We start from the raw sequence: 13,721 nt of genomic DNA, 5'->3' as shown, positions 1-13,721 counted from the left end.
GCCTTCACAAAACGCATTCGCAGCGCTGAAATTCATCACAATGAGCGCATATTCTACAGATATTCGAATTTCGTGGACACATTAACGCTGGATATTGATTGAGCCCGCCACCACCGCCCTCCTGCCCTGCGCAGGTAGTCGGGAGGGTTGGTCATGCGGTCTGGTCGAGGCGGACTTCACGTGGTTCTGGCGGCGGCGCTGGCCGTCGTGGCGGCCGGGGCGCCGGCGGCGAGCTCGGCGGCGACGGCCCCGCCCCCCGCCGCGGCCAAGGGGATCGCCGGCCTGAAGCGCACCGACGGCTTCATCCCCTTCTACTGGGACGCCGCGCGCGGCCGCGTGCTGCTGGAGATCAGCCAGTTCGACACCGACGTGCTCTACTATGTCCAGGCCGCCACCGGCGGCGGCTCGGTGGAGCTGCCCTTCGACCGCGGCGTGCTCGACAGCGAGGTGATCCGCTTCGAGCGCGTCGGCCAGCGCGTGCTCGTCAACGAGGTGAACCTCGACTACCGCTCCATCAACGGCGACGCGGCCCACGCGGCCAACACCACCACCTCCTTCCCCACCTCGGTGCTCGCCGTCCTGCCGATCGAGGACGAGGCCGACGGCCACGTGGTGGTCGACGCCACGGCGCTGTTCATGCGCGACGCGGCCAATGTCGAGGGCCGGCTGAAGCAGGCCAAGCAGGGCGCCTACAAGTTCGACGCCGCGCGCAGCACCTTCTATCCGGCGAAGATGAAGGCCTTCCCCGAGAACACCGAGATCGAGACGGTGGCGACCTTCACCGGCGACGGGACCGGCGCGCTGGTGCGCAACGTCACGCCCGACGCGCGCATGTTCACCCTGCGCATCCACCACTCCTTCCTGAAGGCGCCGACCGGCTACACGCCGCGGCAGGCCGATCCGCGCATCGGCGTCTCGGCGATCCGGTTCCACGACTATTCCAAGGCGGTCAGCGATCCGACGAACACCGAGTGGATCACGCGCTGGCGGCTGGAGAAGAAGGACCCGAACGCCGCGCTCAGCGAGCCGGTCAAGCCGATCACCTTCTACTTCGACCCGGCGATCCCCGCCCCGCTGCGCCACGCCATGGAACAGGGCGTGATGTGGTGGAACAAGGCCTATGAGCAGGCCGGATTCAAGAACGCCATCGTGGCCAAGGACGCGCCGCCGGACATGGATCCGATGGACATCCGCTACGCCTACGTCATGTGGATCGACCGCGACGAGCGCGGCTTTTCCAGCGGCGGCACCTTCCGCGACCCGCGCACCGGCGAGATCCTCGGCTCGAAGACGCACATGGATTCCAGCCGCGTGCGCACAATCGCCAGCTTCTTCGACGCCTACAGCGGCGGCCTGCCGAGCGACGGCACGGGGATCACCGTCGCCGACCCGAGCCTGCTGACGCCGGACGGCCTGGACGGCATGCCGCCGGCCCAGCGCGACATGGTGCTGCTGCGCCAGGCCCTGCTCACCGCCCACGAACTGGGCCACGCCCAGGGCTTCAGCCACAACTTCGCCGCCAGCCTCAACGACCGCGCCTCGGTGATGGACTACCCCACGCCGCGGGTGAAGGTGACCAAAGGCAAGCTCGACCTTTCCGACGCCTTCCAGACCTCGGTCGGCGCCTATGACGACTACATGGTGCGCTACGCCTACACGCCCTTCGCGCCGGACAAGGAGAAGGCCGGGCTGAACGCCGTCATCAAGGACATGCGCGACCACGGGATCATCTTCACGCCGATGAGCGATCCGCGCTGGACCTGGTACGACGACCGCGCCACGCCGCAGGAGAACCTGCGCGAGACCATGGCGGCGCGGAAGATCATGCTGGCCGACTACGGCCAGGGCATGCTCAAGCCCGGCGAGGCGGTGGGCTCGATGCGCGACATGCGCCTGTGGATGGCCTATCTGCACGACCGCTACGCCATCGAGTCCGGCCTGAAGTACGTCGGCGGCCTGTTCACCAACATCACCGTCAAGGGCGAGGACCTGCCGCCCACCGAGTTCATTCCCGGCAAGACCCAGCACGAGGTGCTGGACCTGCTGATGGACGAGATCGAGCCGGACAGCCTGTCCATGCCCGACGCCCTGGTGGCCCAGCTCACCCCCGATCCGGGCGGCAACCTGGAGGACATGTCCGACGACGCCGCGTTCGACCCGCTGCAGGCCGCCCGCATCCGCGCGGCCCTGGTGCTGGAGCCCCTGTTCGACAAGGACCGCGCCGAGCGCATGGTGGCGCTGGCCACCCGTCAGGGCGACGCCCTGACCTTCCCGCAGATGGTCGACGAGGTGATGGCCCGCACCTGGAAGGCCGGGTCGGACGGCACGGCGAAGGCCAAGGCGATGCGCCGGGTGAGCCAGGCGGTGGCGCTGGACTCCATGATGGTGCTGGGCGGGGCGGACGGCGCCTCGCCGGAGGCGCGGGCCTATGTGCTCGACCAGCTCGCCCAGCTCTCCACCAGCCTGAAGGCGCGCAAGGACGCCGACCCGCTGACCCAGGCCTTCTATCGCCAGACGGCCAAGGACATCGACCGCTACCTGGAAGATCCCAAGGCCAACGCGCCCAAGGCGGTCTCGCCGGCCTGGGGCGGCAAGCCGCGCTCGCGCTATCCGCTGCCGCCCGGCCCGCCGATGGGCGGCTAGCGCTCAACGCCGTCCTCTCGCTTCTGCGAGCGGGAGGACGGCGCCGGGAGCCCGGCCTGGCTTGCAACGACGGCGGTTCCGGGGGAGGTTCGCCGCGCTTCGCAACCGTTCGCCAGGAGTCCCCGCATGAGCTTTGACACTCCCCTCGCCATCGCCGGGCCCCTGCGCCAGCCGCGCCAGATGCTGGCCGACCAGGAATACGGCGGCCATTCCTCGATCCACGACGACTCCATGGCCGAGAAGCTGGGCTTCCGCGCCGGCCCGATCGAAGGACCGACCCACTTCAGCCTGTTCCCGCCGCTGATGGAGAAGATCTGGGGCCGCGCCTGGTTCGAGCAGGGCTGCATCTCGTCCCACTACATGAACATGGTGGTCGAGGGCGAAGAGGTGCGGGCCTTCGCCGAGATCCCGCCCGAGGGCGCCAAGTCGACCCGCGTCTGGGCCGAGAAGGCCGACGGCACGCAAGTGCTCGAAGCCAGCGCCAGCATCGGCCCGGACGCCGGCCCCACGCTTCTGGAACAGCGCATGGCCGCCCTGCGCCCGCCCGGCAAGCTCTTGATCCTGGAGGACCTGAAGGTCGGCATGACCGGCGCGGCCGACGAGCGCGTGCGCATGGACCCCGACCAGCACATGGGCGCGCTCTATCCGTTCAGCCTGAACCAGAAGCTGAAGGTGATCACCGAGAACTCGCCCTGGTATTCCGACGCCAAGGCCTCGCCCTGGGGCCGGCCGATCATCCCGCTGGAGATGATCAGCGTGCTCGCCGAGTATTCGAACCGCCAGGCGAAGTTCCCGGTGAAGGGCCCGGCGGTGGGCCTGTTCGCCGACCAGGAGATCCGCCTGATCGAGGGACCGCTGTTCGTCGGCGAGGAATACGTCCTGCGCCGCGAGATCGCCGCCCTGGCCGAGAGCAAGCGCACCGAGTCCTACTGGGTGCGCACCCGCATCTTCGATTCCGCCGGCAAGACGCAGGTGGCCGAGATGCTGCTCAACCACGCCACCTTGAAGCACTCCTACGCCGGCTACGCCGAGGCCGCCGGCTGACCCGCAAGGAGGCGGCCATGTCGCAGACCGACGACGGCTGGAAGCATTCGGGCGTCAGGGTGATCCCCGGCGACCAGCTCGACGACAACACCGCCCAGACGCCCGGCATGGAGCGCGCCGCGGCGATCAACTTCGCCCGGGTCGGCGCCCAGAAGCTGTGGGCCGGGACGGTGCACATCCACGCCGGCGCCAAGACCGGCGCGCATCACCACGGCCCCCTGGAGAGCGTGATCTACGTGATCCGGGGCAAGGCCCGCATGCGCTGGGGCGAGAAGCTGGAGTTCACGGCCGAAGCCGGCCCCGGCGACTTCATCTACGTGCCGCCCTACGTGCCGCACCAGGAGATCAACGCCTCCTCCGACGAGACGCTGGAGTGCGTGCTGGTGCGCAGCGACAATGAGGCGGTGGTGGTGAACCTGGAGATCGACGCGGCCGAGACGGTCGAGGAAGTGCTCTGGGTCGACCCGATCCACAAGGCGCCGGAGTAGGCCGCTAGTCGCCGGCGGCCCGATCGGCCAGCACGGCGGCCAGGGTCGCTTCGGAGGCGGCCACGTCGCGCGCCGGTCCCCTGGCCACGCCGCTGACCAGGATCAGGGCCTTCCACAGCGCCCAGCCGCGCCCGCGCGCCCAGGTTCCCTCGTCCAGCGGCAGCGCCTCGCGCAGGGCCGCGCGCCCCGCCTCGCCTAGGAAGCTCCAGGCGATGGCGAGGTCGCAGGCCGGATCGCCGACGCCGAGCTGGCCGAAATCGATCACGCCGCAGAGCCGGCCCTCGTCCACCAGGAGGTTGCGCGGCGCGAAGTCGCCGTGCACCCACACCGCCAGCCCGGCCCAGCCGGCGGCCAGCGCCGCCTCCCAGACCGCGCGGCAGGCGCGCATGTCGGTCCGGCCCTCCAGCCGGGTCAGCGCGTCGCGCACCTGGCCGTCGTAGGTGGAAAGCGGCCCGCCGCGGAAGAAGTTCTGCGGCCCGGCCGCCGGTCCGCCCGCCGGGTCGATCCGGTGCAGGGCGGCCAGGAACGCGCCGAGGTCGCGGGCGAACCGCGCTTCATCCTCCGGCGGCGCCTCCTCGGCCGTGCGGCCGGCGATCCAGCCGTAGACCGCCCAGGGCCAGGGATAGCCCTGCCCCGGCGCGCCGAGCCCCAGCGGCGCCGGGACCGCGACCGGCAGGGCGCCCGCCAGGCGCGGCAGCCAGGTGCGCTCCTTCTCCGCCTGGCCGGCGTAGGGCGCAGCGCTAGGCAGGCGCACGACCATGGTCTCGCCCAGGTGGAAGGTGCGGTTGTCCCATCCGCTGACGGTGACCGGCCGCACCGGCAGATGCGCCCACTGCGGGAACTGGGCGGCGACCAGGCGGGCCGCCAGGGCGGCGCCGATCACCGGCTTCGCGCCGTCCGTCATGGCTCGTCTCCTCCCCTGACTCGCCCGTCGCATGAGATTTACAGCTTGGCCGTTGGATCAAAAGGCCCGGTTCGGCGGTTCTGGGTCCAGGTGAAGCTTAGAACCGGAAAGGACGCCGGGTGTCCGACGCTGCAGTCCCCAAGTTCGCCGACATGATCCGCCTTGAGCCTGGCGAAGCGCCTGAATTCGGCGCCGCGGGCCGCGCCGGGTTCCATCTCCTCGACACGACCATGATGTTCGCCCCCCGAAGCGGCGGGGTGAAGCGCTATCTGCTGGCCAAGAACGGCTGGCTTCGCCGCCACCGGCCGGACGTGCGCCACACCCTGGTCGTGCCTGGCCCGAAGACGGCCGTGGGACCGGGCGGCCTCGTCAGCATCGCCGCCGCGCGTCTGCCGTTCGGCGACAGCTACCGCATGCCCACCAACGCCATGAAGTGGGAATCGATGCTGCGCCTCTTGGAGCCGGACGTGATCGAGGCGGGCGATGTCTTCGTGCCCGGCCGCGCGGCCCTGGACGCCGGCGAGGCCCTGGGCGCGCCCGTCGTCGGCTATTGCCACACTGACGCGGCGGCCCTGGCGGTGCTGCACCTGGGCGACTGGGCCCATGCGCCGGCCATGCGGCGCTGGGCCGACGCCTATCGCCGCTTCGACCGGGTGGTCGCCCCCAGCCGGCACATGGCCGCGCGGCTCGCCGAGGCGGGCGTGCGCCGGGTCGACGTGCTGCCCCTGGGCGTCGACCTGGAGACCTTCGATCCCGGCCGGGCCGACCGGGCGGGCCTTCGCCGGCGGCTGGGCCTGAACGCGCGCACGCGGCTGCTGGTCTTCGCCGGCCGGCCGGCGCGGGAGAAGAACATCGAGGCCCTGGTCTGCGCCGTCGAGCGCCTGGGCGATCCCTATCGCCTGCTGCTGGTGGGGGCCGGCCGCGACGCGCGCTATTCGCCCCATGTGATCGCCCTGGACTACGAGCGCGATCCGGTGCGCCTGGCCGAGCTGATGGCCGGCTGCGACGCCTTCGTGCACGGCAATCCGAACGAGCCCTTCGGCCTGGTGGTGCTGGAGGCCATGGCCGCCGGCCTGCCGGTGATGGGGCCGGCGGCGGGCGGCGTGGGCGAGCTGATCGACGAGACCGTGGGCCAGCGGGCCGCCGGCGCCGAGCCCGCCGACCTCGCCGAGGCGATCGACGCCCTGTTCGCCCGCGACCTCTCCGTGCTGTCGGCCGCCGCGCGACGCCGCGCCGAGGCCCGCCACGGCTGGAACGCCACCTTTGAGGGGCTCATGCGTCTTTATGGAGAACTGCTGCACGGCGGGACCCGTCCGGAGGCCCTGCCGCTCAGCGCCTGAGGCCGCCCCCGGTTGATGGAGGTCAACGCGTCACGCCGGCGGGCGGCGCAGCGTCGCTGCGATTGAGCGACTACGGAGGAACCGCCATGCGCCGCTTGTTTCTGTTGTCCGCCCCCTTGGCCGTCGCCCTCGCCGCCGGCGCGAGCCTGGCCGCGCCCGCGGACGCGCCGGCCAAGCCCGACGCGACCCAGCCCGACACCGCCCAGCCCGTCTACGGCTGTCCCATGGCCGGCCAGGCGATGGGTCCGGGCCAGCACATGGCCGGCGCCGGCTACATGATGGGCCAGGGCCCGGCGATGGCCGGCCAGGGAATGGCGGGCCAAGGCATGATGGGACCGGGCCACATGGCCGGCCAAGGCATGGTTGGCCAGGGAATGGCGGGTCAGGGCATGATGGCCCAGAACGGGCAGCCGGCCATGGCTGGCCAGATGGCCGCTCACTGCCCCTACGCCCAGCCCGCCGCGCCGCCGCCGGCCGAGGCCGCGCCGGAAGCCCCCAATTAGGGCCGCCCGATCCTCAGCGCCCGGTCGGCATGTCCTTGAAGGGCACGTCCTTGTCCACGCGGATGTCGCCGGGCAGGCCCAGCACGCGCTCGGCGATGATGTTGCGCAGGATCTCGTCGGTGCCGCCGGCGATGCGCAGGCCGGGCGCCGACATGAACGAGGCGTGGAACGCCGCGCGCAGGGGCGCCAGTTCCGGGTCGCTGATGATCCCGTACTGATCGAGCATGTCGATCGCCGTGCTCGCCAGGTCCTGCATCTGGGTGGCGGCCACGACCTTGCCGATCGAGCTTTCCGGCCCCGGCGTCTGGCCGCGCGACAGGGCGGTCATGGTGCGGTTGCGCGTGTGCTTGAGCCCCTCGGCCTGGACGTACCAGTCGGCGAGCTTCTCGCGCAGGGCCGCGTCCTTCAGCGCCGAGCCGCCATCCGCGCCGGGAACCGAGCGCGCCGCCTCCATGAACTCGGCCCAGCCGGCCCCGGTGGAGCCGCCCACGGCCAGGCGCTCGTTCATCAGGGTGACGAGGCTCACCTTCCAGCCGTCGCCCACCGCGCCCAGGCGCTGGCTGTCCTTGACCCGCACGTCGGTGAAGAAGACCTCGTTGAAGCCCGAGCCGCCGGACATCTGGTGGATCGGCTTCACCTCCACGCCGGGGGCGTGCATGTCGAGCCAGAACATGGTCAGGCCCTTGTGCTTGGGCACGTTGGGGTCGGTGCGGCAGACCACGATGCCGAAGTCCGAGAACTGGGCGCCGGTGGTCCACACCTTCTGGCCGTTGATGATCCAGTCGCCGGAGCCGTCGTCCGCCTGCACTGCGCGGGTGCGCGCGGCCGCCACGTCCGAACCGCCGGAGGGCTCGGAGAAGAGCTGGCACCAGATCTCCTCGCCGCGCAGGGCCGGGCCCACGAAGCGCGTCTTGGTCGGCCCGTCGGCGAAGGCCATCACTGTGGGCACGCACATGCCCAGGCCGATCTGGAACGGATTGCCCGGCGTCGGATGCTTGGCTTCCTCGGTGTTGAAGATCACCTGCTGGATCGGCGTGCCGCCCGGCCCGCCCCACTCCTTGGGCCAGGTGATCTGGGCGTAGCCTGCGGCGGCCTTCTTGGCCTGCCAGGCCTTGGCCGCGGCCATGTCGAAGCCGGCCTCGACGTCGCCGTCGCCGCCGCGCTTCGGGGCGTTGGCCGCCAGCCAGTCCTGCACCTGCTTGCGGTAGGCGGCTTCCTCGGGGGTGTCCTTGAAGTCCATCTTGCGTCTCCCTCAGGCCGCGTTGCGCCGCTCGAGCTGGCTGACCAGCCGTTCCTTCCAGACGCGCGGGGCGCCGGCCACCAGGCTGAGCTGGCGCGCCCGCCGGTAGTAGAGATGGCAGTCCATCTCCCAGGTGAAGCCGATGCCGCCGTGGGTCTGGATGTTCTCCTTGGCCCCGAACCAGAAGGCCTCGCTGCCGGCGATCCGCGCGGCCGAGGCCGCGAGCGGCAGCTCCGGCGCGTTGGTGTTGAGCGCCCAGGCCCCGTAGTAGGCGTTGGAGCGGGCCAGCTCGTTCTTCACGTACATGTCGGCCAGCTTGTGCTTGATCGCCTGGTAGGAGGCGATGGTGCGGCCGAAGGCGTAGCGCTCCAGGGCGTAGTCCTTGGCCATCTCCAGGCAGCGGTCGGCGCCGCCGCACTGCTCGAAGGCCAGCAGCACCGCGGCCCGGTCGAGCACCTGCTCCAAGAGGGCGAAGCCTTCGCCGGCCTCGCCGAGGCGCTCGGCCGCGGCCCCGTCGAAGACGATCTTCGCCGCATCGCGGGTGGGATCCAGCGTCTCCAGCGGCTCGCGCGTCACGCCCGCGCCGGCAAGATCGACCAGGAAGAGGCCCGGCTTGCCGTTCTCCTTGGCCAGCACGATGGCCACGTCGGCGATGTCGCCGTCCGTGACCGGCAGCTTGGTCCCCGAGAGCTTGCCGCCCTCGACCACCGCCTTCAGCGTCGCGGGGCCGACCGCGCCGGGCCCCTCGGAGGCAGCCAGGGCGCCGATCACCTCGCCGGCGGCGATCTTCGGCAAGAGGGCCGCCTTCTGGGCGTCCGAGCCGGCCAGCATCAGCGCCTCGGCCAGGATGTAGACCGTCGAGGCGAACGGGATCGGCGCGACCACCCGGCCCAGCTCCTCGGCGATGGCGCACAGCTCGATGTGGCCCAGCCCCAGCCCGCCGTGTTCCTCGGGGATGGCGCAGCCCAGCCAGCCCTGGGCGGCCACGGCCCTCCACAGCTCGGCGTCATGGCCCTTGGCGGCGTCGTCCAGCACGCCGCGCACCCGCGATGTCGGACAGTTGGCCTCCAGGAATTTCCTGGCTTCGGCCTTCAGGAACTTCTGATCGTCTGAAAAGTCGAAATTCATCTCTGACCTATCCCGCCGTATCGGCCGACGTTTCCTCCCGCCACGCCTTCGAGGCGCGTGCTGAATTCAGCATAGCCGTCCCGAAAGCCTTGGAAAGATTGACCTCGCGTCAATGATTTCGGGCTTCTATCGGGGTTCGGACCCCGAGGGAGCGCCACATGGCCAAGGCGGTATTTCAGCGGAATCAAAAGGTCTGGGTCGAAAGCGTCGGCGCCTGGTCGGTGATCGAGCGCATCGTGCCGATCTGGGCCCGCGGCTTCGACGAGCCCGTGCGCGTGACCTATGACGTGGGCCTGGGCCGTGAATTCCACGCCCATGAGCTGCGCGCCGAGCAGGATGGGCCCGAGATCCTCGATCAGGCCGGCGCCCAATGGCGGCTGCTGCGCGCCCGCAACAAGTGGCAGACCCCCGAGGACTGCCGCCACCACCCCTATCCGGGCACCTATCCGGTGGTGGTGACCGACGCGAACGACTGGGGCGGCTGGCGCGTGCCCGGCGCCGAGTACGATCGCGACCCGCACAAGATCGAGGCCCAGGCCCGGCTGATCGCCGTGGCCCCGCACCTGCTGGCCATCGCCCGCGCGCTCACCGAGTTCATCAGCGAGGCGCCCGACGACGCGCCGCCGGAAATCCGCCGCCTGGCGGAGGAGACGGTGAAGATCGAGCGCTATCTGTCCGAAGTGCCGGCCCCGCTGACCGGACCGGAAGACCAGGGCACCGTCGCCGCCTAGGGCGAAACTCGGTCCAGGCGGCCCGCGCCGCGAGGCATCCCCCCAAACGCGTCGTCGCCCGGCTTTCACCGGGCGACCCAAGCACGCTGGAACCTGGGCCCCGACCGCCGCGCCTGGCGGCGGAACGGGACGACGCCGTTCGGACGGGCCGCGGCGGGGGGCGCCGGCGTCCGTCCGCCCCGAAAACTAGAACTTGTAGCCGAAGCCCGCGGAGATCACCCACGGGTCGAGGTGCACCGACGACTTCAGCGCGCCGTTGTTGATGTTGGCGTCGGTCTTGAAGAACACCTTCTTCACGTCGAGGTTGGCGCTCCAGGGGCCTTGCACGGCCACGTCCACGCCCGCCTGCAGGGCCAGGCCGAAGCCGTCGTCCAGATCGACGGTGAAGCCGTTCTTGTCCTTGCCGGAGTAGAAGATCATGTAGTTCACGCCGGCGCCGACATAGGGGCTGACCTTGGCGGCCGGAGCGAAGTGGTATTGCAGGGCCACCACCGGCGGCAGCACCCAGGTGTCATGCACGGCCACGTCCACGCCCGGGCCCTTGGCCTTGATCTCGTGCTTGGTCGTGCCGGCGATCACTTCCACCGCGACGTTGTCGGTCAGGAAGTAGCTGAGGCCGATGGTGGGCATCACGTCGTTCTTGACGTCGACGTTCAGGCCCGTGGCCGCGCCGGCCGCGGTCTTGATCGGATCGTTGGCGTCGCTGGTCACGTCGGTGACGCGGACGTTGAGCATCAGAAGGCCCTTTTCCTTGGGCCGGAAGTCCTGCGCGTGCGCGGTCCCGGCCAGGGCCAGGGCGGCGACGCCGGCGAGCGCGTAACGGATAGCGGTCATGACATATCCCCAATTTTTTTGTGGCCTTTTGGCCGGGTGGCGGAAAACTCCTCCCGCGCGCCAACCTCCGCCTTGACATTGCTCAAACGCCGTCAGCATGCCGCAGGCCCCCTGGCGGGCGGCCCCTGGCGGCGCTAAATCCCTTGGATGCGCACCGAAACGCCCCAGCCGATCCGCCTGTCCGACTATCGCCCGCCGGCCTTCCTCATCGACGAGGTCCGGCTGGACTTCGCCCTGGAGCCGAGCCGCACGCGGGTGAAGGCCCGCTTGGCGGTGCGCCGCAACGGCGACCACGCCGAGCCGCTGGTGCTGAACGGCGAGCGGCTCAAGCCGATCTCGGTGGCGATCGACGGGCGCGTCCTGGCAGAGGCCGAGCGCACGATCGACGCCGAGTTCCTGACCATCCCGGGCGCGCCCGACGCCTTCGTGCTGGAGACCGAGGTCGAGATCGACCCGGCGGCCAACAAGGCGCTCGACGGGCTCTACATGTCGGGCGGCCGGTTCTGCACCCAGTGCGAGGCCGAGGGCTTCCGCAAGATCACCTGGTATCCCGACCGGCCGGACGTCCTGTCGAAGTTCACCGTGCGCATCGAGGCCGACAAGTCGTTCCAGCACCTTCTGTCCAACGGCAACCTGATCGAGTCCGGCGAGTTGCCGGGCGGGCGCCGCTTCGCCGTCTGGAACGACCCCTTCCCCAAGCCCTGCTATCTCTTCGCCCTGGTGGCCGGCGAGCTGGACGTGCTGGAGGACAAGCTCGTCACCATGAGCGGGCGCACGGTGGACCTGCGCATCTTCGTCGATCCCGGCATGGCGGCCCGCGCGGCCTACGCCATGGACGCGCTCAAGCGCTCGATGAAGTGGGACGAAGAGGCGTTCGGCCGCGAGTACGACCTGGACCTGTTCATGATCGTCGCCGTGCGCGACTTCAACTTCGGGGCGATGGAGAACAAGGGGCTGAACATCTTCAACTCCTCGCTGCTGCTGGCCGATCCGGAGACCGCCACCGACTTCGACTACGAGCGCATCGAAAGCGTCGTGGCCCACGAATACTTCCACAACTGGACCGGCGACCGGATCACCTGCCGCGACTGGTTCCAGCTTTGCCTGAAGGAAGGCCTGACGGTCTTCCGCGACCAGAGCTTCTCGGCCGACATGCGCGGCGAGGCCGTCCAGCGGATCAAGGACGTCAAGGCCCTGCGCGCCCGCCAGTTCCCCGAGGACCAGGGGCCGCTGGCCCACCCGGTGCGCCCGTCGAGCTATCTGAAGATCGACAACTTCTACACCGCGACCATCTACGAGAAGGGCGCGGAGGTGATCCGCATGCTCAAGACCCTCATCGGGCCTGAGCTGTTCCGCAAGGGCATGGACCTCTACTTCGAGCGCTGGGACGGCCACGCCACCACGGTGGAGGCCTTCATCGCCTGCTTCGCCGACGTGTCGGGCCGCGACCTGACCGACTTCTTCGCCTGGTACGAACAGGCCGGCACGCCCACCCTCACCATCAGCCGCCGCTACGACGCGGCGGCCAGGACCCTGGAGCTGGAGCTCAGCCAGGAGACCGCCCCCACCCCCGGCCAGCCGACCAAGCGGGCCCTGCCGGCGCCGGTCTCCATCGGCCTGCTGGACGCAGAGGGCCGCACCATGGCCTTCGAGCGCGACGGCCAGGCGATGGACGAGACGGTCGTGGTGCTCGATCAGGGCAAGGCGAGCGTCACCCTCACCGGCGTGGACAGCGAGCCGGTGGTCTCGGCCCTGCGCGGCTTCTCCGCCCCCGTCACCCTGAAGACCGACGCCAAGCCCAAGGACCGCTACGTCCAGCTCGCCGCCGACCCGGACCTGTTCAACCGCTGGGAAGCCGGCCAGGACCTGGCCCGCGACCTGATCCTGGCGCGCGCCGCCGGCCACGCCGACGAGGTGGCCGAGGAGCGCTACGCCGAGGCGCTCGGCCGGGCGCTGTCCGACCAGGCCGCCGATCCGGCGTTCAAGGCGCTGACCCTGGCCCTGCCCACCGAGTCGGAGCTGTCGCTGGCGATGAAGCCGGCCGACCCGGCGGCGCTGCACGAGGCGCGCGAAGCCCTGCGCATGCGCCTGGCCCTGCACCTGGAGGACCAGCTCAGGCGCCTGCACATCGGCCTGCAGCAGCTCGGCGAGTTCACGCCCGACGCCGCCGGCGCCGGACGCCGGGCCCTGCGCAACGCCGCGCTGGAGCTGCTGGCGGCCAATCCGCGCTCGGACGTCGCCGAGCTGGCCGACGGCCACTATCGCGCCGCCAGCAACATGACCGACGCCATCGGCGGGCTGAACGCCCTGATGCTGGTGGGCGGGGAAGCCTTCGAGGCGGCCTTGGCCGACTTCTTCGATCGCTGGAAGGCCGAGCCGCTGGTCATCGACAAGTGGTTCGCCCTGCAGGCCCGCGACCCGAGCGAGGGCGCGCTGGGCCGCGTGCTGGGGCTCACCACCCATCCGGCCTTCGACCAGAAGAACCCCAACCGCCTGCGCGCCCTGGTGGCGACCTTCGCCGCGGCCAACCCGGCCCGATTCCACGATCCCAGCGGCGCGGGCTACCGCTTCCTGGCCGACCAGATCCTGGCGGTGGACGGCTTCAACCCGATGACCGCCGCGCGGATGATCGAGCCGCTCGGCGGCTGGCGGCGCTACACGCCCGAACTCGGCGAGCTGATGAAGGCCGAGCTGGCCCGCATCGTGGCGACCGAGGGCCTGTCCAAGAACGTCTTCGAGCTGGCGAGCAAGGCGCTGGGCGAGGGCTGACGCCGGCGCCCGCGCCAAGCCCCTGTGGCGCCGAGGACTCTCATCGTGAAGATCGAGCGCGCGGACTCGTGACGCGACGCAGACGCACGCGTAGACT

At 70.6% G+C, this 13,721-nt stretch carries 11 protein-coding genes; 7 read left to right on the top strand and 4 right to left on the bottom strand.

Annotation, left to right across the window (positions count from 1 at the left end; genetic code table 11):
- Positions 1 to 153 precede the first annotated feature (153 nt).
- The 3 genes from ACE3TA_RS06380 to ACE3TA_RS06370 all read left to right on the top strand — a co-directional run bounded on the left by ACE3TA_RS06380 (position 154) and on the right by ACE3TA_RS06370 (position 4,175).
- Positions 154 to 2,643: a zinc-dependent metalloprotease gene (locus ACE3TA_RS06380; RefSeq protein ID WP_374571690.1), complete on the top strand. Its 2,490-nt coding sequence runs from the start codon at positions 154 to 156 to the stop codon at positions 2,641 to 2,643.
- Positions 2,644 to 2,769: 126 nt separating this feature from the next.
- On the top strand, positions 2,770 to 3,687 hold the full coding sequence (locus ACE3TA_RS06375) for a hypothetical protein (RefSeq protein WP_374571688.1): 918 nt from the start codon (positions 2,770 to 2,772) through the stop codon (positions 3,685 to 3,687).
- A gap of 17 nt (positions 3,688 to 3,704) precedes the next feature.
- On the top strand, positions 3,705 to 4,175 hold the full coding sequence (locus ACE3TA_RS06370; protein WP_374571686.1) for a cupin domain-containing protein: 471 nt from the start codon (positions 3,705 to 3,707) through the stop codon (positions 4,173 to 4,175).
- 4 nt (positions 4,176 to 4,179) lie between these two features.
- Here the strand turns inward: ACE3TA_RS06370 and ACE3TA_RS06365 are convergent, their stop codons facing one another.
- Positions 4,180 to 5,079: an aminoglycoside phosphotransferase family protein gene (locus tag ACE3TA_RS06365; protein ID WP_374571684.1), complete on the bottom strand. Its 900-nt coding sequence runs from the start codon at positions 5,077 to 5,079 to the stop codon at positions 4,180 to 4,182.
- A 119-nt stretch (positions 5,080 to 5,198) separates the two neighbouring features.
- Here ACE3TA_RS06365 and ACE3TA_RS06360 point away from each other — a divergent pair, with 119 nt between their 5' ends.
- On the top strand, positions 5,199 to 6,419 hold the full coding sequence (locus tag ACE3TA_RS06360; protein WP_374571682.1) for a glycosyltransferase: 1,221 nt from the start codon (positions 5,199 to 5,201) through the stop codon (positions 6,417 to 6,419).
- An 86-nt stretch (positions 6,420 to 6,505) separates the two neighbouring features.
- The gene (locus ACE3TA_RS06355) at positions 6,506 to 6,922 is read left to right on the top strand and encodes a hypothetical protein (RefSeq protein WP_374571680.1); all 417 of its coding nucleotides are present in this window, start codon (positions 6,506 to 6,508) and stop codon (positions 6,920 to 6,922) included.
- Positions 6,923 to 6,935: 13 nt separating this feature from the next.
- Here the strand turns inward: ACE3TA_RS06355 and ACE3TA_RS06350 are convergent, their stop codons facing one another.
- Both ACE3TA_RS06350 and ACE3TA_RS06345 read right to left on the bottom strand, forming a co-directional pair.
- Positions 6,936 to 8,162 carry an acyl-CoA dehydrogenase family protein gene (locus ACE3TA_RS06350; protein WP_374571678.1) on the bottom strand — a complete coding sequence of 409 codons (1,227 nt, stop codon included), beginning with the start codon at positions 8,160 to 8,162 and terminating at the stop codon, positions 6,936 to 6,938.
- A 12-nt stretch (positions 8,163 to 8,174) separates the two neighbouring features.
- Positions 8,175 to 9,290 carry an acyl-CoA dehydrogenase family protein gene (locus ACE3TA_RS06345; protein WP_374571676.1) on the bottom strand — a complete coding sequence of 372 codons (1,116 nt, stop codon included), beginning with the start codon at positions 9,288 to 9,290 and terminating at the stop codon, positions 8,175 to 8,177.
- Between the two features lie 158 nt (positions 9,291 to 9,448).
- On the opposite strand from ACE3TA_RS06345, the gene ACE3TA_RS06340 reads away from it, so the two are divergent.
- The gene (locus ACE3TA_RS06340) at positions 9,449 to 10,021 is read left to right on the top strand and encodes a hypothetical protein (RefSeq protein ID WP_374571674.1); all 573 of its coding nucleotides are present in this window, start codon (positions 9,449 to 9,451) and stop codon (positions 10,019 to 10,021) included.
- 186 nt (positions 10,022 to 10,207) lie between these two features.
- Here ACE3TA_RS06340 and ACE3TA_RS06335 read toward each other — a convergent pair whose 3' ends face one another.
- Positions 10,208 to 10,855, bottom strand: coding sequence for an OmpW family protein (locus ACE3TA_RS06335; protein WP_374571672.1), 648 nt, complete (start codon positions 10,853 to 10,855; stop codon positions 10,208 to 10,210).
- Positions 10,856 to 11,002: 147 nt separating this feature from the next.
- Here ACE3TA_RS06335 and pepN point away from each other — a divergent pair, with 147 nt between their 5' ends.
- Positions 11,003 to 13,624 carry an aminopeptidase N gene (gene pepN, locus ACE3TA_RS06330; protein WP_374571670.1) on the top strand — a complete coding sequence of 874 codons (2,622 nt, stop codon included), beginning with the start codon at positions 11,003 to 11,005 and terminating at the stop codon, positions 13,622 to 13,624.
- The last annotated feature ends 97 nt before the right edge of the window (positions 13,625 to 13,721 follow it).

This window comes from Phenylobacterium sp. (assembly GCF_041916435.1).
In the GTDB taxonomy this organism is placed as follows: Bacteria; Pseudomonadota; Alphaproteobacteria; order Caulobacterales; family Caulobacteraceae; genus Phenylobacterium.
This window is presented reverse-complemented; position numbering and strand designations above follow the sequence as displayed.